Source organism: Streptomyces sp. NPDC093149, assembly GCF_044754145.1.
Classification (GTDB): domain Bacteria; phylum Actinomycetota; class Actinomycetes; order Streptomycetales; family Streptomycetaceae; genus Streptomyces.
The window spans coordinates 17,819-37,327 of sequence record NZ_JBIVON010000006.1; the positions used below are offsets into that span (position 1 = coordinate 17,819).

Below are 19,509 nucleotides of genomic sequence, written 5' to 3' on the forward strand. Positions count from 1 at the left end.
GAAGATCCGGTGCGCGGTCCGGACCCTCCCTTGTTCTGTTGTTCTGCATTCACGTGTCCCGCTGTTCCGCTGTCACGGCGGTTCACGGTCGCGGTGGTTCACGGTCATGGCGGTTCACGGTCGTGGTGTTCCGCCTGTCGCGGTGTTCCGCCTGTCATGCCGGTTCGCGGTCGCGGCGGCCCGCCGTCGAGCTGTTCGCGGTCAGACAGCGGCCTTCTTCAGGCGGCGCCGTTCACGCTCGGAAAGGCCACCCCAGATTCCGAACCGCTCGTCATTGGAAAGGGCGTACTCAAGGCATTCGGACCGGACTTCACAGGCGAGACAGACCTTCTTGGCCTCGCGGGTGGATCCGCCCTTCTCGGGGAAGAAGGACTCGGGATCGGTCTGGGCGCACAGTGCGCGCTCCTGCCAGCCGAGTTCCTCGTCCGCGTCCTCGACCAGCAGTTGCTGGAACAGCTCGGTCATGTGCGCCCCTCGTCTGTCTCTTGCGTCCCCGTGATGCAGCCGTTACTGATTGCGGCCGAACGACACGAGTGAAATTACAAGTGTGTAGCTCCAGGCCAGTCAAGCGAAGATCTGCTATTGGCCCCGGTATTCACTCTGCGGAACCAAGGGTATGCGGAAAGTGTGCAAATCACCAAAAACCTGACATATGCCATGCGTCCCACCGTGCCCCCTTCTCTCACCGAGTGAGACGACCGGGACCGTCTTCATGTTTCGATTCGATCACCGAAGCGACCGAGATCACAGTCAGGTCACGGGGCACCAATGACGTTTACGGGCGCGGCTGATGCGCCACATCTCCGCCTCGCCGACCGCACAAACCTTTCCCTCGGTTCAGTAACCGGATGAGGTGAAACATTACCCCCAAATCGGGCATCAAGTTGACAGCGAAGGATCGAGCCGGTCTCCTTGACTGCATGCCAGCGACCGCAGCGATGTACGCCACCCACATCCGTGGGTTCCGCAGCGCTGTCCTGACTCGCTGTTGCTGTTCCAGCTGTCACAGCTGTTGATGCCCCAGGGCACCGGCTCTGATCCAGCTCCTCTCCGCCGAGCCCCTCGCAGAGCGTCTCCCTAGACCTTTCTCTCTGCGTTTCCCCGGCTCTCCGGTCTCCGCGACACCCCGCACATGCACCCCCCATGCCGAGGAACCACCGCTTCCATGAACAGCGACAGCGACCTTCAGATCGCCGGCGACATCCTTGAGGTCCAGCACCTCCTCCAGCCGGCCCGCGAGCACCCCACCACCGTGGCCGAGTTCGTCGGACTCGCCCGCACCATCGCCGCCGACCGCGCGCAATGGGCGCCGCTCGTCCGCTACGACGCCACCACCCGCTGGTACCACCGGCTGCGCGCCGTTCCCCGAACTCTCGGCTCCGCTCAGGCGGGGGAGACCCCGCCCGGATACGAGATCTGGCTGCTCAGCTGGGTCCCCGGCCAGGGCACCGGCCGTCATGACCACGGCCCGTCCTCCGGTGTACTGACCGTCCTGGAAGGCCGGTTGACCGAGCACACCGAACGCGGCACGCGGACGCTGGAGCCCGGCGCCCAGCGCGTCTTCGCACCCGGCTATGTGCACGAAGTGGTCAACGACTCCCTCGAACCGGCCATCAGTCTGCACATCTACTACCCGGGCCTGACCGAAATGCCGATGCACGCAGCGCAATGCGCCCCGACCGCCGCGGATGCCGTACTCGCCTGACAGTCCCACCCGTCGCCCGCCACCACCCCCACAAGGACCAGGCTCCGCCTGACAGTCCCACCCGTCGCCCACCACCACCCCCACAAGGACCAGGCTCCGCCTGACAGACTGTTGGGCATGCGCATTGTGGTTCTGGCCGGCGGTATCGGTGGTGCTCGTTTCCTGCGTGGCCTCAAGCAGGCCGCCCCCGACGCGGACATCACGGTCATCGGCAACACCGGTGACGACATCCATCTGTTCGGGCTGAAGGTGTGCCCCGACCTCGACACCGTGATGTACACCCTCGGCGGTGGCATCAACGAGGAGCAGGGCTGGGGGCGTACGGACGAGAGCTTCCAGGTCAAGGCCGAGCTCGCCGCGTACGGGGTGGGACCCGAATGGTTCGGGCTCGGCGACCGTGACTTCGCGACGCACATCGTCCGCACCCAGATGCTGGGCGCGGGCTATCCGCTGAGCGCCGTCACCGAGGCGCTGTGCGCGCGTTGGAAGCCGGGAGTCCGGCTGCTGCCGATGTCCGACGACCGGGTCGAGACCCATGTCGCGGTCGACATCGACGGCGAGCGCAGGGCGATCCACTTCCAGGAGTACTGGGTGAAGCTGCGCGCCTCGGTCGAGGCGCAGGCGATCGTGCCGGTCGGTGCCGAGCAGGCCAAGCCGGCGCCCGGCGTGCTGGAGGCCGTCGCCGAGGCCGACGTCATCCTCTTCCCGCCGTCCAACCCCGTCGTGTCGGTCGGGACCATCCTGGCCGTGCCCGGGATCCGGGAGGCGATCGCCGAGGCCGGGGTCCCGGTCGTCGGCCTCTCCCCCATCGTCGGGGACGCGCCCGTGCGCGGCATGGCGGACAAGGTGCTCGCCGCCGTGGGCGTCGAGTCGACGGCGTCGGCCGTGGCCCGGCACTACGGCTCCGGGCTGCTCGACGGGTGGCTGGTCGACACCGTGGACGCCGGGGCCGTCGACGAGGTGGAGGCCGCCGGCATCCGCTGCCGGGCGGTGCCGCTGATGATGACGGATGTCGACGCGACGGCGGAGATGGCCCGGCGCGCGCTGGCGCTGGCCGAGGAGGTACGGGCGTGAGCACCGAGTCCTCCGGTTCCGCCCCGGCACCTTCCTACCGCGTCTGGGCACTGCCCGGGATGCCCGAGGTGCGGGCCGGGGACGACCTGGCGAAGCTGATCGCCGCGACCGAACCGGGGCTGGCCGACGGCGACGTCCTGCTGGTCACTTCGAAGATCGTCTCCAAGGCGGAGGGCCGGATCGTCGAAGCCACCGACCGGGAGGCGGCGATCGACGCCGAGACGGTACGGGTGGTGGCGCGGCGCGGCACGCTCCGGATCGTCGAGAACCGGCAGGGTCTGGTCATGGCCGCCGCCGGTGTCGACGCCTCGAACACCCCCGCCGGAACAGTGCTGTTGCTGCCCGAGGACCCGGACGCATCGGCGCGCGCGATCCGGGACGGGCTGCGGGACACCCTGGGCGTCGAGGTCGGGGTCGTCGTCACGGACACCTTCGGGCGCCCGTGGCGCAACGGGCTGACCGATGTCGCGATCGGCGCGGCCGGGGTCCTGGTGCTGGACGATCTGCGCGGCGGTACGGACGCGTACGGCAATCCGCTCAGCGCGACGGTGGTCGCCACCGCCGATGAGCTGGCCTCGGCAGGCGACCTGGTCAAGGGCAAGGCCTCGGGACTGCCCGTCGCCGTGGTCCGGGGCCTCGGCCATGTCGTGGACCCGACGGATTCGTCGGGCGGGGCCCGCGCGATGGTGCGGGTCGCGGCCGACGACATGTTCCGGCTCGGCACGTCGGAGGCGGTGCGGGAAGCGGTGACCCAGCGGCGGACGGTGCGCGAGTTCACCGACGAACCGGTGGATCCGGGGGCGGTGCGGCGGGCCGTGGCCGCGGCGGTGACGGCGCCCGCGCCGCATCACACGACGCCGTGGCGGTTCGTCCTGCTGAAGTCCGAGGAGGCACGGACCCGGCTGCTCGACGCGATGCGGGAGGCGTGGATCGCGGATCTGCGCCGGGACGGCCGGAGCGAGGAGTCGGTCACGAAGCGGGTGCGACGGGGCGATGTGCTGCGCCGGGCGCCGTATCTGGTGGTGCCGTGCCTGGTGATGGACGGCTCCCACACGTACGGGGACACGCGGCGGGACACCGCGGAGCGCGAGATGTTCGTCGTCGCCGCGGGGGCCGGCATCCAGAACTTCCTGGTGGCGCTGGCGGGCGAGCGGCTCGGCTCGGCGTGGGTGTCGTCGACCATGTTCTGCCGCGAGGTGGTGCGCGAGGTGCTGCAGCTGCCGGAGTCCTGGGATCCGCTGGGGGCGGTCGCGGTGGGGCGTCCGGCAGGCGCACCTGTCCCGCGGGCGGGGCGGGACCCGGAGGGGTTCGTCACGGTGCGGTGAGGCGGGGGCGCGGGCGGGGGGCGTCTCTCCCCGTCACAGGCGGGCGATGTCGCCGCGGGTCATGCGTGGGGCCCGGCGGGGCGGGACGCGGCCCGAGAGCAGGATGAGTCGGGTCGCCCGGTGGCGCTGGCCCGCGTAGGGGGCGAGCAGGGCCAGCATCTCCTCGTCGTCGGCGTTCCGGTTGTCCGCCAGCGCGTGGCCGACGATGCCGGGGAGGTGGAGATCGCCGACCGTGACCGCGTCGGCCGCGCCGTTCGACCGCTGCAGGGTCTCGGCCGAGGTCCAGGGACCGATGCCGGGGATCAGTTCCAGGCGGGCCATGGCCTGAGGGAGTTCCATGGCCGACGCCTCCTCCAGACGACGGGCCACCCGTACCGCGCGCAGGATCGTGGCCGAGCGTTTGGAGTCGACGCCCGCGCGGTGCCATTCCCAGGACGGGATCAGCGACCAGGTGCGGGCGTCCGGCATGACATGCAGGCCGAGAGCGGTGAACGCGGCGTCGTCCGTGGGGCCGGGCGCCGGGCTGCCGTGCCCACGGACCAGGTGGCGCCAGGCCCGGTACGCCTCGTCCGTGGTCACCTTCTGTTCGAGGATCGACGGGATCAGGGACTCCATGACCAGCCCGGTGCGCAGCAGGCGCAGGCCGGGGCGGCTGTGCCGGGTCAGGGCGAGCAGCCGGTGGCGCGGGCGGAAGGCGTCCGGGTCGTCCGTGGCGCCGAGCAGCATGGGCAGCTGGTCCAGCAGCCAGGACGCGCCCGGTCCCCAGGCCGTCGCCTCGATCCGGCCGCCCCGGGCCGTGACGCGGAGGGTGCCGGGGCCGGCGGGGGTGCGGCAGGCCCGCCAGACCGCGCCGTCCCGCGTCATCCGGAACGTGGGGTCGGCGGGGCCTCGACGCAGTGGCCCGAGGACCAGACGCAGGTCGAGCGGGCCGGGCGGGGTCCAGTCGCGGGTCAGCGCGTCCGTCGCCGGAGCCGCCGCCTGGCGCGGGACGGCAGCGCGAGAGGCGCTGCGTGGTGCGAATCGTCCTGCCACGGTGAGGTCCTCGGTCGTCAGGGGTGCCTGTCGAGGGTAACGGCCTGGTCCGCTCTCCATCGTGCGCACCGGGCCGTAACGGCTTCTCCCGGAGGGGACCGTACGCGCACGGGCGGGTGCGCGGCGGTGTGCCGGACCGTTCCGCCGTGCTACTCGTCGGACGAGAAGCGCACCGCCGCGTCCGGCAGGACCGCCCCGCACCAGACACGGATGCCGTCGCGGAGTTCGTTGTCGGCGCCGATCCGGGCCCCGTCCCCGATGACCGCGCCCTCCATCACCGTACGGCTGCCGATCCTGGCACCGGCTCCGACCAGCGAGTCCGTGATCACGGCCCCCGGTTCGACGACCGCCCCGGCCAGTACCGCCGAACCGTCGATCCGGGCCCCCGCGCCGATCAGGGCGCCCTCGCCGATGACCGTACCGCCGCTGAGCTTGGCGTCGGCCGCCACGGAGGCCGTCGGCAGGACGAGCCGCTCGCCGCAGCGGCCGGGGACGGCCGGGGACGGGACGTGGCCCAGGACCAGGTCGGCGGAGCCGCGCACGAAGGCCTGCGGGGTGCCGAGGTCCAGCCAGTACGTGGAGTCGACCATGCCTTGGAGGTGTGCGCCGGAGGCCAGCAGTCCGGGGAAGGTCTCGCGCTCGACGGAGACCGGCCGGCCGGCCGGGATGGCGTCGATGATCCGGCGTCGGAAGATGTACGCCCCCGCGTTGATCTGGTCGGTGACGATCTCCTCGGGCGTCTCGGGCTTCTCCAGGAACGCGGTGACCCTGCCGTCGGCGTCCGTCGGTACGAGACCGAAGGCGCGCGGGTCCTCGACCCGGGTGAGGTGGAGGGAGACATCCGCCCCGGAGGCGGTGTGCGAGGCGACCAGCGCCTGGATGTCGAGGCCCGTGAGGATGTCGCCGTTGAAGATGAGCACCGGTTCGTCGGGCCCCGAGGTGAGCCGGGAGGCGACGTTGCGTATCGCTCCGCCGGTGCCGAGCGGTTCGCGTTCGGTGACGTACTCGATGTGCAGACCCAGCGACGAACCGTCCCCGAAGTACGGTTCGAAGACCTCCGCCAGGTACGAGGTCGCGAGCACGATGTGCTCGACCCCGGCGGCTCGGGCCCGCGCCAACTGGTGGGTGAGGAACGGGACGCCCGCCGCCGGAACCATGGGCTTGGGGGTGTGGACCGTGAGCGGGCGCAGCCGCGTTCCCTTGCCGCCGACCAGGAGGATCGCTTCTCTTGCCTCTGTCACAGCGCTGACTCTGCTTCCTGGTGGGGCCCGGCCGGTTTCGGCTGGCCAGTGTATGCAGTCCGGTTCGCTACGGTTCGGCCGTCCCCGGTCAGCGGCCCGCAGCGGCCCGCGGTGGTCTTTCGCGGTCGTCCGGTCAGCGGCCCTGCAGACGGGCGGAACTGGTCCTGGTCGAGCCGAGCTTCTTGTAGAGACGCGCTCCGGGGCATTCGGTTGCGAAGCCGTCCCGATGGCCGGAGATGACGTTGAGTGTGGCCTTGGTGCCCTTCTTGAACTTGTTCCCGCCACCCGAGACGAGCGTCGTCCTGCCGCTCGGGTCGGCTCCGGACAGGCCGAGTTTCCAGGCGGTGAGCTTCGCGATGGCGTTCACCGCGGAGGCCGACGGGTTCGACCCGGTGAAGGTGCCGAGCACTGCGATGCCCGTGCTGTTGGCGTTGAAGCCGAGCGTGTGAGCTCCCAGGACGGGCTTCGTCACGCCGCCCGCGCGTCCCTCGTAGATGTTTCCGCACTTGTCGACGGCGAAGTTGTAGCCGATGTCCCGCCAGCCGCTGCTCTCGACGTGGTAGCGGTAGATGCCGCGCAGGACGGCGGGTGCCTGGGCGCACGTGTAGTTGTTGCCCGTGGCGCTGTGGTGGATGAACGCGGCCTTGACGGTCTTGGTGTAGACGAAGGCGCGCTCCCTGAGCTTCTCGTCGGCGCCCCAGCCCTTGCGGGTGATGATGCGCGGCCGGGGTCCGATGTACGGCTGGGCGCCGGGGGCGAGCCCGGCCTCCGCCTCGGCGAGTGCCTCGGACTCCGCCTTGCTCAGGGCGGGGAGCACGCGGCCGTCGAGCACTGTGGTGCGACCGTCCTCGTCGTCGCCGGAGGACTCGGGACCCGCCGCGGGGTCCTGCTGCGGGTCCTTGCCGGGGTCGACGAGTTCGAGGCGCAGACCGGTGGGCAGCGGTACGGCGGATTCGGTCCGGTCCTGCGGATCGGGCGCCGCCGGGCGTACGCGGACCGAGACGCCGTCCGAGTCTCCGACCCAGAGCGGAGCGGTGGAGCCGCGGACGGTGCCGGATTCGCGCTCGGTGGTCCCGGGGTCGGCGCCGTGCTCGGCGTTGTGCGTCTCCAGGTCCTGCCAGCCGGACCAGCGAGTGGTGCCGAGGGCTCGGGTTCGGACCTGGACGGTGCCGTGGAGTTCGGTGTCCGGGTCGTCCCAGACGACGCCGACCAGGGAGAAGGAGCGGACGTCACGTTCGAGCAGCCCCTGTTCGGCGGCCGCGGTGGTCCTGGTGGGGTCGCCGGTGGATTCGTCGAACGGTGCCGGCAGGGGCGACAACGGCAGGGACTGCGTCGAGCCCGCGGCGTCGGAGGGCTCGGCGGACCCGGCGGGGGCGGTGAAGGTGTCCGGGGCGGCGCTCGCGGGCGCGGCCGACGGCAGTACGAGTACCGCCGCGCAAGTGACACCGATCGAGGATGCAAGGAAGGAACGCATACGAACGATCCTGGGCACATTCCTACAAGTCCTGCTACCGGGATGTCCCGGCACAATTGACGGGCCGTCTGCCGAACCGGTGTACCCGGTGCCCGTCGATCCCGCCCGGCCCGGCGCCGCCGCGTACCCTTGCGCGGATGAACGCCACCGACCGCACCCCCGCCGACCTGCTGCGTTCCGCGCTCGCCGCGGACCCGGCCCGCCCCTTGGTCACTTTCTACGACGACGCCACCGGAGAACGCGTCGAACTGTCGGTGGCCACCTTCGCCAATTGGGTGGCCAAGACCGCCAATCTCCTGCAGGGCGACCTCGCCGCGGAACCCGGCGACCGGCTGGCCCTGCTGCTGCCCGCGCACTGGCAGTCCGCGGTCTGGCTGCTGGCGTGTTCCTCGGTCGGTGTGGTCGCCGATGTGCAGGGCGACCCGGCCGGCGCCGATCTCGTCGTCAGCGGCCCCGACACGCTGGAGGCCGCGCGCGCCTGCCGCGGCGAGCGGGTCGCCCTGGCGCTGCGCCCGCTGGGCGGCAGGTTCCCGCAGACGCCCGAGGGCTTCGCGGACTACGCGGTCGAGGTGCCGAGCCAGGGCGACCGGTTCGCCCCGTTCGCACCGGTGGACCCGACCGCTCCGGCGCTGGCGGTGGGCGGGGTCGAGCTGACGGCGGCGGAACTGGTGGCGCGGGCCCACGAGGACGCGGCCGGTCTCGGGCTGACCGCAGGATCGCGGCTGCTGACGGGGCGCGCGTACGACACCTGGGAGGGCCTGAGCTCGGGGCTGTTCGCGCCACTGGCCGCCGGGGGGTCCGTGGTCCTGTGCCGGCACCTGGAGCAGTTGGGTGAGGACGGTCTGGCGAAGCGCGTCGAGAGTGAACGGGTCACCAACACCGCGGTATGACAAGCGCCCTGAGGACCACTCGTCCGGCCCATAGCGGGTCGAGTCCTCAGGGCTGTGCCTCAACTCCGGTACATGATCGGCGGTACAGACCACTCGGGACACAACCAAGCGTGAGGTTCAGCCGTCTACTCCTGCGACCGGCGGCCCAGCGCGCCGCCGAACGTGAAGGATGGACGCAGACGTGAGCGAAAGCGCCGGCCCGCCGGAGAACTCCGACGACTCGGCCACGGGCGAGGGCCCGTCGCAGGCGGGGGACGACTCCGGTGTCTCTCCCGAGACCCCCGCCGGGCACCGGCACCACTGGCTGCGCTGGACCGCGCTCGGCGTCTCGCTCGTGGTCCTGGTCGCGGCGGGCGGCGGCTGGTGGCTGTACCGGAAGCTCGACGGCAACATCAGGACCGACACCTCGGCGGCCGCCGAACTCAAGACGTACGAGCGGGAGCGGCCCGCCACCGTGGTGCACGACGCGGAGAACATCCTGCTCATCGGCTCCGACAGCCGGGCCGGTGACAACCGCGAGTACGGTCGCGACGACGGCGGCAGCCAGCGCTCGGACACCACGATCCTGCTGCACCTGGCCGCGGACCGGAAGAGCGCCACCGCGATGTCCCTGCCGCGCGACCTGATGGTGTGGATCCCGGCCTGCCACAAGGCGGACGGTACGGCCACGAAGAAGCAATTCGCCCAGTTCAACTGGGCCTTCGAGTTCGGCGGCACCGCGTGCACGATCCGTACGGTCGAGAAGTTGACCGGCATCCGGATCGACCACCAGATGGTCGTCGACTTCAACGGTTTCAAGGACATGGTCGACGCCGTGGGCGGTGTCGAGGTCTGCCTCAAGAAGCCGGTGGACGACCCCGACGCCCACCTCAAGCTCCCCGCCGGACGCCAGAAGCTCGACGGCGAGGAGGCCCTGGGCTACGTACGGGCCCGCAAGTCGATCGGCAACGGCAGCGACACCGAACGCATGGACCGCCAGCAGCAGTTCCTGGGCGCGCTGGTGAACAAGGTGCAGAGCAATGGTGTCCTGCTCAATCCGACCAGGCTGTACCCGGTGCTGGACGCCGCCACCAAGTCGCTGACCACGGATCCCGGGCTGGACAGCCTCAAGGACCTGTACGACCTGGTGCGCGGCCTGCGCGACGTACCGACCGACAAGGTGCAGTTCCTGACCGTGCCCCGGCAGCCGTACGCCGCCGACCCGAACCGGGACGAACTCGTCCAGCCCGATGCGAACCGGCTTTTCAAGCGGCTGCGCGAGGACGCCCCGGTCACGGTGGTCCCGGCGGACCGCCTCAAGAACGACGACGGGAAGAACACCGGGAAGAGCAATGCCGCGACCGATGCGCCGGACGCCGCGGGCCCGAACCCCACACCGACCTATTCGGGCAACAACGCGGCTGCCGACCTGTGCAAGCAGTAAAGCAATTCCCAAGCAGAAGCCGGTGATCGGGGTGCAATGAGCAGAATGACCAGTTGTAAGGACCGTGGAATTTGTCACGCTCGTCGCTCGACGTAGAACTGGGCCGATAGTGTGACGCGATCCGGTGCTTCCGGCCTTCGGGCCGCGCACTTCCGGAGCGAAAGATCGAGCGCCTGAACGGGGGAGGCGCCTCGCGTGGCACCGACGGAGGACTCAAGCAACCGTGGATGCGCAAAGCCGTGGGCGGGCGGATGAATTCGACCCCGCAGACCAGTGGGTCCTCAACCCGCACACCGGCGATTACGAACTGCGACTGAATAATTCCGGAGGGGATTCGGCCGGCACTTCCCAGCCGTCCACCCCGCGTATCCCCCGTCGCAGAGAACCGGTCCGAGACGGTGACGGCGAGCGCAGAACCACGACGCGTGACAGCGGCGGTGAGCGCCGGGGTCCGGCCCGTGACGGGCAGGGGTCGGGTCCGCGCGGCGAGGTGCCGGGACAGCGTGGCCGCCGTTCGGCCAACGGCCCGCGCGGCCAGGAGCGTTCCGGTCACGGCGAGCCGGCGGGCCGCCGCAGCCGCAAGGCCCCCAAGGCCCGCCGCAAGAAGGCGCTGCTGTGGACGGGTGGCACGATGGCCTTCGTGCTCGTCGGCCTGTCGGTGGGCGGGTACGCGCTGTACCAGCACTTCAACGGCAACCTGAACACGGTCGACGTGGGCGGGGCCGGCAACAAGAACGTCTTCGACAACGACGCCCCGATCAACATCCTGATCATCGGCACCGACAAGCGCACCGGCAAGGGCAACGAGGGCTACGGCGACAAGGGCAGCGTGGGCCACGCCGACACCAACATCCTCTTCCACGTCTCCGAGGACCGCACCAACGCGACGGCGCTGAGCATCCCCCGCGACCTGATCACCAACATCCCGGACTGCACCGTCAAGCAGGACGACGGCACGGAGAAGCTCGTCCCGGGTACGTCGAACGTCCGCTTCAACCAGAGCCTCGGCCAGGAGGGCCGTAACGCCGGCTGCACCATGGAGACGGTCAGGGAGATCACCGGCCTGAAGGTCGACCACTTCATGATGGTCGACTTCAACGCGGTGAAGGAGCTGTCCACGGCGGTCGGCGGGGTCGAGATCTGCCTGGCCAAGCCGGTCAAGGACCCGGACTCGCACCTGGACCTGCCGGCCGGTGAGCATCGCGTCCAGGGCGAGGACGCCCTGGCGTTCGTACGGACCCGGCACAGCTTCGGCAACCATGGCGACCTGGACCGGATCAAGGTCCAGCAGCAGTTCATCGCCTCGATGATCCGGCAGATGCAGTCCGACTCCACCCTGACCAGCCCGACCAAGCTCTACAAGCTGGCGGACGCGGCGACCAAGGCACTCACCGTCGACACCGGCATCGGCACGGGGAAGAAGCTGGCCGCGCTGGCTCAGGAGCTCAGCAAGGTCAACACCAAGAACATCACCTTCGCCACGGTGCCGGTGCTCGACAATCCGGCCGAGAAGACACCGGTCACCGTCGTGCTGAACCCGGCCAAGTCCGACCAGCTGTTCGCCATGATGCGCGACGACACCTCGCTGACCGAGGTGAAGTCGAAGAAGAAGGCCGCGAAGAGCAAGCAGGACGCGCTCCTCAAGGGCTCGAAGGCGGCCGCAGGCGACGTACGCGTCGATGTGTACAACGGCGGCAAGGTGCCCGGCGCCGCACAGGCGACCGTCACCTGGCTCCAGAACGAGCAGGGTGTGCTCAAGTCGACCAACAAGGCCAACGCCCCGGCGAAGGCCACGAAGACGACGCTGGAGTACGCGCCGAACCAGGCGGACCAGGCCCGCGCGCTGGCCGCCATGATGGGCCTGCCCGGCTCGGCCATGAAGCAGGGCACCACGGACGCCGAAGGGCTCCAGGCGATGGTGCTGACGCTGGGCGACGACTTCAAGGGCGCGGGCACTCCCATCACCGGGCCGGCCAAGGTGCCGGCCGACATTCAGCAAGCAAACGCCGACAAGGCAGAGTGCGCCAAGTGACATCGGGTCACTGCGCCAAACCACGAGTCTGAGCAGCAGGGGGGTCCTGGTGGGACGGAGCGGTACACCCGGAGAGGAGACGCGACCACGCGTCCGGCACGCCGGTCAACTCGGCTGGGACGACGGGCTCTACGAGGACGCGTCGGCGAAGTCCCCGGACTCCGCCGACGACGGCCGACAGCCCGGCGCGGCGGACGACGGTCACCGGCGCGACGGCCGCAAGAGGCGCGGCAAGAAGGGCAAACGCCGGGCGCTGCGCTGGGTCGCGTCGGTGACCGCGCTGCTCATAATCGGCGGCGCGGGGGCCGGATACCTCTACTACGAGCACCTCAACAGCAATATCAAGAAGGCGGATCTGACCCTCGGCGACAAGAAGATGGCCGACCACAAGGCCAACGCCGCCGGTCAGACCCCGCTGAACATCCTGCTCATCGGCTCGGACGCGCGGGACTCCAAGGAGAACCAGAAGCTCGGCGGGGCCAAGGACACCTTCGGGGCGCCGCCCCTGGCCGACGTGCAGATGCTGCTCCACCTCTCAGCCGACCGCAGCAACATGTCGGTGATCAGCATGCCGCGCGACACCATGCTGAAGATCCCGAAGTGCACCGACCCGGAGACGAAGCGCGTCTACCCCGCGACCACCGGTCTGGCGATGACCAACGAGACGCTCGGCCGCGGCGGTCCCGGATGTTCCGTGGCCACCTGGTACGAGCTCACCGGCATCACCATCGACCACTTCATGATGATCGACTTCTCCGGTGTGGTCTCGATGGCGGACGCGATCGGCGGCGTCCCGGTCTGTGTCAAGGGCAATGTCTACTCCCACACCAGCGAGGGCCACGGCTCCGGGCTGAAGCTGGAGAAGGGCACCACGAAGATCAAGGGCAAGCAGGCCCTCCAGTGGCTGCGGACCCGCTACGGCTTCGAGGACGGCACCGACCTCGGCCGCACCCACGCCCAGCACATGTACATGAACTCGATGGTCCGTGAGCTGCGCAAGGGCACCAAGCTCACCGACCCGGGCAAGCTGATGAGTCTCGCCGACGCGGCGACGGACGCGCTGACGGTCGACAAGGGCCTCGACACGGTCAAGAAGCTCTACGACCTCGCGGAGGAGCTCAAGAAGGCGCCCACCAAGCGCATCACCATGACGACGATGCCGAACGTCTACGGGACGGGCGACCTGAAGGAGCGGGTGCTCCCCAAGCCCGGCGAAGCCGACCAGCTCTTCCAGATGGTCCGCGACGACATCCCGCTCGACGGCAGGGCGTCCAAGCGCAAGAAGAAGGCCCCGGTCGCCGAGAAGCCCACCTCGACCCCGGCCGAGACCCCTGTGACCGTCCGCAACGGCACCCGTACCGAGACCGAGTACCCGGCCAAGGGCCGTGCGACGACGGTCAAGGACCTGCTGGCCGAGAAGGGCTTCACCCAGGGCTCGATCGACGCGCAGAACACCGAGTCGGCGGTCCGGACCACGGTGTCCTACCCCAGCGTGGACATGAAGGGCAACGCCCAGGCGGTCGCCAAGGCGCTGGGCATTCCGCTGAGCGCGGTGAAGAAGTCGACCGCCGTCTCGGGCATCACGCTGACCGTGGGCGCCGACTGGCGGGACGACGGGGACTACCACGCGCCCTCCGCCGAGGAGAAGACCCCGGACAGCGCACGGGCGCTCAATGGCGACGACGAGGGGGCCTGCATGGACATCCAGCCGGGCTTCGGCTGGTAGCGCCGTAACGGGCACGACGCACGGTGGGGGGCCTTCCGACGCTTCGGAAGGCCCCCACATCCTGTCGACGGCTGTACGGCGACGGCCGGGCCCCGGACCACGGTCATGCCGTGACGGCCGGAACCCGAGCGACGATCACGCGGTGACGGCCGGACGCCGGCTGGCGATGACCTTCTTGGCCAGCGAGCGCGGGCTGGTCAGGAAGCCGTACCCCCACGACATGTGCATGGTCGCGAGGGCCACCGGGATCTGGGCCCGCGCCTTCAGCGACAGACCCTTGCCGGCCGGCACGGACCCGGCGACGATCGCCGCGACGTAACCGGCGGGGACGACGAAGGCCCACGGGGTGACGGCCGCGCCGACCACGATGCCCGCCGCGATGGCACAGACGGCGGTGGGCGGCGCCAGATAGCGCAGGTTGATCGAGCCGGAGTGGTAGCGGGCGACGACGTGCCGCCAGCGGCCGTAGTCCTTGTACTGCTTGGCGAGCGCCCGCACGGAGGGGCGCGGCCGGTACTGCACCTTCAGCTCGGGCGAGAACCAGATCAGTCCGCCCGCCTCGCGGATGCGGAAGTTCAGCTCCCAGTCCTGGGCGCGGATGAACTCCACGTTGTAGCCGTCCGCCTTCTCCAGGGCCTCACGGCGGAAGACACCGAGATACACGGTCTCCGCCGGGCCCGCCTGGCCGCCGGTGTGGAAGGCCGCGTTGCCGACGCCGATCTTCGACGTCATGGCGGCGGCCACGGCGTCCTCCCAGGCGTTCTCGCCCTCGGCGTGCATGATGCCGCCGACGTTCTGCGCACCGGTCTCCTCCAGGAGGCGGACGGCCGTCGCGATGTAGTTCGGCGAGAGCATGCCGTGGCCGTCGACCCGCACGACTATGGGATGCCGGGAGGCCTTGATCGCGGCGTTGAGGGCGGCCGGGGTGCGACCGGTCGGGTTCGGGACGGTGTGGACGCGGGGGTCCTCGCGTACCAGTTCCGCGGCGATCTCGTCCGTACGGTCCGTGGAGGGGCCCAGCGCGATCACCACCTCCATCTCACCGGCGTACTCCTGCTCCAGGATGTGCCGGACGGAGTTCCTGAGATGGCGTTCCTCATTGAGCACCGGCATGATCACGGAGACGGCGGGGAGCTGCGCGGCAGACATGGTGGTCCTCGGGTGGTCCTCGGGAGCGCCGGGGGTTCGCACCCCACAAGGCGGCGTTATTCGGCCGCCACGTTACCGCGAATGGGGGACCCGGGCGCGCGCCGCCGGGTCGCTCGGCGGAGTGCAGATCATATGGGCCTACTGTGCGAACGATCCCCCCTGTACCACGGAGGTTCCCCCCGTGCCCACGCCGCACTCCTCCCCCCGTTCGCCACGCCGCCGCGGAGTTCCGCCGCAGCGCAGGTCCAGAAGGCAGGACGAGCGGCCACGCTGGGGCATGCGGGTGGTGACCGGCATTTCCGTGCTGGTCCTCGGTGCCGGAGGGATCGGCCACGCGGTGGTGACGAGCCTGGAGAGCGGGATCGACCGGATCGACCCGTTCAAGGACATGAAGAACCGGCCCCGGGCCGGTCACGGCATGAATCTGCTGCTCGTGGGCACGGACGGCCGCGACCGGATCACCGCGGAGGAGAAGCGGAAGTACCGGTTGGGCGGTGCGCCCTGCAACTGCACCGACACGGTCATGCTGGTGCATCTGTCGGCGGACAAGGAGCGCGCGAGCGTCGTCTCGTTGCCGCGGGACAGCTACGCGGAGATCCCGGAGCACAAGGACCGCAACAGCGGCGAGACGCACGCCGCCCACCCGCTGAAGCTGAACGCCGCGTACGCCGAGGGCGGACCCGGTCTGACGGTGCGGACCGTGGAACAGATGACGGGCATCAAGATCGACCACTACCTGGAGGTCGACTTCACCAGCTTCATGAAGACGGTGGACACCCTGGGCGGGGTGCGGATCTGCATGGCCCGGCCGATGAAGGACTCGTACACCGGTCTCGATCTCGCCGCGGGCACCCACGAGCTGAACGGCGGGCAGGCACTCCAGTACGTCCGCTCCCGGCACGTCGACGGGGCCGCCGACCTGGGCCGGATGCAGCGCCAGCAGAAGTTTCTCGCCTCACTGATCAAACAGGTGACCAGCAACGGTGTGCTGCTGAACCCGGTGAAGTTCCGGGACGTGGCCTCGACGATGCTCCGCTCGGTCCGGGCCGACAAGGGCTTCGGTACGGAGCAGATGCTGGAGCTCGGCCAGGCGATGCGCGGTTTCTCACCCGCCTCGTCCGAGTTCACCTCCGTACCGCTGGGGAACGTCGCCTTCCCGGTCAACGGCGTCGGCTCCACGGTCAAATGGGACGAGCCGAAGTCGAAGAAGCTCTTCCAGGCACTGCGCGACGACAGGCCGCTCGCCCCGGACCGCTCCGGACAGCCGAAGTCCGTGCAGGTCGAAGTCGCCCCGCAGCGGATCCGGGTCCAGGTCTACAACGGGACCCCGAGGGACGGGCTCGGCAAGACGGTCGACGACGCACTGCACGCCACCGGCTTCGACACCACGCGAGCCCCGCTGAACGGCGAACCGAGTGATCTCAAGCGCACCCTGATCACCTACGACCCGCGCTGGGACCGGTCCGCGAAGTCCCTGGCCGGCGCGTTGCCCGGGGCCGAGCTGCGGGCGGTGAACGGGCAGGGCGCCATGCTGAAGGTGACGGCGGGTGCGGACTTCGAGAAGGTGCGGACGGTACGGGGCAAGGAGATGAGCCAGGGCGAGTTCGGCACGGTCACGGGTGACCAGGTGGCGTGCCCATGACCGTACGCGACCGCCCCTGACCGTTCGTGTCCGTGGGCGAGTCCGTGGGCGAGTCCGTGCTCAGTCGACGTCGATCCCGTCCGCCACGCGCTTCTCGCGCAGTTCCTTGATCGCGCGGCGCCGGGCGAGACGGTGGGTGCGCCGGATCTGTGCCTCCTGGTAGCGCCGCTTGTCGCGCTCCGTCTCCGGTATCACCTGCGGTACGGGGCGGGGCTTGCCGTCCGCGTCGACCGCGGCGAACACCAGATACGCGCTGCCGACCTGCTGGGCGGGGGTGGATTCGTTCCACCGCTCGGCCATGACGCGGACGCCGACCTCCATCGAGGAGCGGCCGGTCCAGTTCACCTGGGCGCGGACGTGAACAAGGTCACCCACGCGGACCGGCTCCAGGAAGACCATCTCGTCCATCGAGGCCGTCACCGCGGGTCCGCCGGAGTGCCGGCCGGCCACGGCACCCGCCGCGTCGTCGACCAGCTTCATGATCACGCCACCGTGCACCGTACCCAGCAGATTGGTGTCGCTGCCGGTCATGATGTGGCTGAGGGTGGTCCGGGAAGCGGCGGTCGACTTGCCTGGAATGTCGCCCTCCGGGCGCGGGGCCTGATCTGTCATACCGTCCACCTTATGCGGGGGCTTCCGTCCGGCGGCAATGCATCAGCTTCGCAACAGCCCTGATGCGATTTCCCGCACCCCCTGTAATACCGGCACACCCGGCCTGCACACTGGACCGCATGAACGATTGGCCCGAGGGATGGTCCGACGACAACCGCGGCGGCAACCGCTACGGGCAGGGCAGCGCCGGCGAGCGGCCCGAGGGCGCCCGCTCGATGCCGCACATCCAGCGGCGCCCCGCCCCGCCGAGGCAGCGGCCGATCCCCCAGCAGCCGGGCGGCTACGACAACGGTGGTCCGCAGTACGACAGCGGGTACAACACGGGCCAGGTCTACGGCGGCGGCAACGCCGGCGGCCGGGGCAACGGCAGCGGCCAGGGCGGCGGCGGTTACACGCAGGGGCGCCCTGCGCCGAACTGGGGCCGCCGGATAAAGATAGGCACGCTGTCCCTGGTCGTCGTGGTGCTCGCGGTCTCCATAGGCACGTACTTCTGGGCCGACTCCAAGCTCAAGCGCGAGGTGGACCTCTCCAAGGTCATCGAGCGGCCGAAGGCCGGCGACGGCACCAACTACCTGATCGTCGGCTCCGACAGCCGCGCGGGCATGACGGCCGACGACAAGAAGCGGCTGCACACCGGCTCCGCCGAGGGCAAGCGCACCGACTCGATGATGATCCTGCACGACGGGTCGAACGGGCCGACGCTCGTCTCCCTGCCCCGTGACTCGAACGTCGAGATCCCCTCGTACAAGGGCTCCGAGTCCGGCAAGCTCTACCCGGCCCGCGGCCGGTTCACCAAGCTGAACGCCGCGTACGCCGAGGACGGCCCCGAACTCCTCGTCCGTACCGTCGAGTTCAACACCGGGCTGCACATCGACCACTACGTCGAGATCGGCTTCGGCGGCTTCGCCAAGATCGTGGACGCGATCGGCGGGGTGGAGCTGGACATCCCCAAGGGTTTCAAGGACAAGAAGTCCGGCGCCGACTTCAAGGCGGGCAAGCAGACACTGAACGGCGAGCAGTCGCTGGCCTTCGTCCGCACCCGGTACGCGTTCGCCGAGTCGGACCTGGCCCGTACGAAGAACCAGCAGAAGTTCCTCGCGGCGCTGGCGAGCCAGACGGCGACGCCGTCCACGATCCTCAACCCGTTCAAGTTCTACCCGACGATGAGCGCCGGCCTGGACACGCTGATCGTGGACAAGGACATGTCGCTCTGGTCCCTGGGGCAGATGTTCTTCGCCATGAAGGGCGTCACGGGTGGCGACGGCACGTCGATGAACATGCCGATCTCGGGCTCCGTCGGCGGCAATCTGGTCTGGGACAAGGCCAAGGTGAAGCAGCTCGTGGAGCAGCTCAACAACGACGAGAAGGTCACCGTCTCCGGCAACTGACCGCAGGCGGCAGGCGGCAGGAACGATCAGGGCTCGGACGGTTCGCGGTCCGAGCCCTGTTTCCTGCCCGGCGGTCCCGGGAAGCCCGGCCCGTCCGCGCGGTCACTCTCCCGGCCTGCGCCCCCGGGCCAGCAGCGCCACATGCGGGAGCGCCAACCGGCCGTCGTCCGCTGTGAGTTCGGTGCACAGCATGTCGTACTCCCGCTTGGCCGCGGCCACCCCGGCCGGGCCCCGGCTGTTGACGAGCTGCCCGATCGCGCCCACCCCGGCGGCCGGCCCGCCCCTCCCGGCTCCGTCGCCCGCCCACGTCGAACGCGGTCATCCCACGCCTCCCATGGGCCCCTGCGGCTCGGTCTCGTCCAGGTCCTCGTACAGCGCGTCCAGGATCCGCCCCGTGGGCTCGCCCTGCGGCGACAGCTCGGCCAGGCACCAGCCGGGCAGTTGTCGCTCCACCTCGGGCGGGAGGTCGCCGTCGGCCGGGTCGGCCAGCCCGTAGAGGAGACCGAACGCGGTCTCCTTCGCCACCTCGCGGGCTATCTCCCCCAGGTCACCGGGGCTCAGGCCGAGGGCCAGCGCCCGCTCGACCGCGCCACCGGCGAGCCCGTCCTTCCGGTACGCCTCGACCCAGTCGGGGGCCGCGGCACTCCACCCGTCGATGTCCTGCCAGACCATGCGCAGGAACCGGTAACGGGCGAGCTGCGGAATGTTCTCCTCGGCCTCGGAGTCGGCCCAGCCCGCGGCGTCGTCGGCGCCGAGCACGGTGAACAGGTCGGTGAGCCTCTCGATGTCGGTCATG

At 70.1% G+C, this 19,509-nt stretch carries 17 protein-coding genes; 9 read left to right on the forward strand and 8 right to left on the reverse strand.

The window, feature by feature from the left end; all coding sequences use genetic code 11:
- Positions 1-201 precede the first annotated feature (201 nt).
- On the reverse strand, positions 202-465 hold the full coding sequence (locus ACIQCZ_RS19295; RefSeq protein ID WP_030927001.1) for a WhiB family transcriptional regulator: 264 nt from the start codon (positions 463-465) through the stop codon (positions 202-204).
- Between the two features lie 700 nt (positions 466-1,165).
- Between ACIQCZ_RS19295 and ACIQCZ_RS19300 the strand changes: the two genes are divergently transcribed.
- From ACIQCZ_RS19300 to ACIQCZ_RS19310, 3 genes are all read left to right on the forward strand, one after another.
- Positions 1,166-1,705: a cysteine dioxygenase gene (locus tag ACIQCZ_RS19300; protein ID WP_402283601.1), complete on the forward strand. Its 540-nt coding sequence runs from the start codon at positions 1,166-1,168 to the stop codon at positions 1,703-1,705.
- Between the two features lie 117 nt (positions 1,706-1,822).
- Complete coding sequence (cofD, locus tag ACIQCZ_RS19305) at positions 1,823-2,779, forward strand: 2-phospho-L-lactate transferase (RefSeq protein ID WP_351081029.1); 957 nt, start codon at positions 1,823-1,825, stop codon at positions 2,777-2,779.
- Between the two features lie 59 nt (positions 2,780-2,838).
- Complete coding sequence (locus tag ACIQCZ_RS19310; protein WP_402284155.1) at positions 2,839-4,104, forward strand: coenzyme F420-0:L-glutamate ligase; 1,266 nt, start codon at positions 2,839-2,841, stop codon at positions 4,102-4,104.
- A 33-nt stretch (positions 4,105-4,137) separates the two neighbouring features.
- On the opposite strand, the gene ACIQCZ_RS19315 is transcribed toward ACIQCZ_RS19310, so the two are convergent.
- The 3 genes from ACIQCZ_RS19315 to ACIQCZ_RS19325 all read right to left on the reverse strand — a co-directional run bounded on the left by ACIQCZ_RS19315 (position 4,138) and on the right by ACIQCZ_RS19325 (position 7,851).
- Positions 4,138-5,136, reverse strand: a complete 999-nt coding sequence (locus ACIQCZ_RS19315; protein ID WP_402283602.1) for a DNA-3-methyladenine glycosylase family protein — start codon at positions 5,134-5,136, stop codon at positions 4,138-4,140.
- Between the two features lie 149 nt (positions 5,137-5,285).
- Entirely contained in the window at positions 5,286-6,377 is a 1,092-nt protein-coding gene (locus ACIQCZ_RS19320) for a sugar phosphate nucleotidyltransferase (RefSeq protein ID WP_402283604.1), read from the reverse strand.
- A gap of 133 nt (positions 6,378-6,510) precedes the next feature.
- A complete protein-coding gene (locus tag ACIQCZ_RS19325; protein ID WP_402283606.1) occupies positions 6,511-7,851 on the reverse strand; it encodes a peptidoglycan recognition protein in 1,341 nt (446 codons plus the stop codon).
- Positions 7,852-7,988: 137 nt separating this feature from the next.
- On the opposite strand from ACIQCZ_RS19325, the gene ACIQCZ_RS19330 reads away from it, so the two are divergent.
- The 4 genes from ACIQCZ_RS19330 (at position 7,989) to ACIQCZ_RS19345 (ending at position 13,922) form a co-directional block, all read left to right on the forward strand.
- On the forward strand, positions 7,989-8,741 hold the full coding sequence (locus ACIQCZ_RS19330) for a TIGR03089 family protein (RefSeq protein ID WP_402283608.1): 753 nt from the start codon (positions 7,989-7,991) through the stop codon (positions 8,739-8,741).
- Positions 8,742-8,922: 181 nt separating this feature from the next.
- Positions 8,923-10,164, forward strand: a complete 1,242-nt coding sequence (locus ACIQCZ_RS19335; protein WP_402283610.1) for an LCP family protein — start codon at positions 8,923-8,925, stop codon at positions 10,162-10,164.
- Between the two features lie 223 nt (positions 10,165-10,387).
- Positions 10,388-12,196 carry an LCP family protein gene (locus tag ACIQCZ_RS19340; protein ID WP_402283611.1) on the forward strand — a complete coding sequence of 603 codons (1,809 nt, stop codon included), beginning with the start codon at positions 10,388-10,390 and terminating at the stop codon, positions 12,194-12,196.
- Positions 12,197-12,245: 49 nt separating this feature from the next.
- Positions 12,246-13,922: an LCP family protein gene (locus tag ACIQCZ_RS19345; RefSeq protein ID WP_402283612.1), complete on the forward strand. Its 1,677-nt coding sequence runs from the start codon at positions 12,246-12,248 to the stop codon at positions 13,920-13,922.
- 135 nt (positions 13,923-14,057) lie between these two features.
- Here the strand turns inward: ACIQCZ_RS19345 and ACIQCZ_RS19350 are convergent, their stop codons facing one another.
- Positions 14,058-15,071 (reverse strand): glycosyltransferase family 2 protein, encoded by a 1,014-nt coding sequence (locus ACIQCZ_RS19350; protein WP_402283614.1) that lies wholly within the window; start codon positions 15,069-15,071, stop codon positions 14,058-14,060.
- 277 nt (positions 15,072-15,348) lie between these two features.
- Between ACIQCZ_RS19350 and ACIQCZ_RS19355 the strand changes: the two genes are divergently transcribed.
- Positions 15,349-16,713, forward strand: a complete 1,365-nt coding sequence (locus ACIQCZ_RS19355; protein ID WP_402283616.1) for an LCP family protein — start codon at positions 15,349-15,351, stop codon at positions 16,711-16,713.
- A gap of 60 nt (positions 16,714-16,773) precedes the next feature.
- Here the strand turns inward: ACIQCZ_RS19355 and ACIQCZ_RS19360 are convergent, their stop codons facing one another.
- Entirely contained in the window at positions 16,774-17,325 is a 552-nt protein-coding gene (locus tag ACIQCZ_RS19360; RefSeq protein WP_351081008.1) for an acyl-CoA thioesterase, read from the reverse strand.
- A gap of 119 nt (positions 17,326-17,444) precedes the next feature.
- On the opposite strand from ACIQCZ_RS19360, the gene ACIQCZ_RS19365 reads away from it, so the two are divergent.
- Entirely contained in the window at positions 17,445-18,713 is a 1,269-nt protein-coding gene (locus ACIQCZ_RS19365; RefSeq protein ID WP_402283617.1) for an LCP family protein, read from the forward strand.
- Positions 18,714-18,815: 102 nt separating this feature from the next.
- On the opposite strand, the gene ACIQCZ_RS19370 is transcribed toward ACIQCZ_RS19365, so the two are convergent.
- Both ACIQCZ_RS19370 and ACIQCZ_RS19375 read right to left on the reverse strand, forming a co-directional pair.
- A complete protein-coding gene (locus ACIQCZ_RS19370; protein ID WP_402283619.1) occupies positions 18,816-18,977 on the reverse strand; it encodes a hypothetical protein in 162 nt (53 codons plus the stop codon).
- 54 nt (positions 18,978-19,031) lie between these two features.
- Positions 19,032-19,508, reverse strand: coding sequence for a hypothetical protein (locus ACIQCZ_RS19375; RefSeq protein WP_402283621.1), 477 nt, complete (start codon positions 19,506-19,508; stop codon positions 19,032-19,034).
- Position 19,509 lies beyond the last annotated feature (1 nt).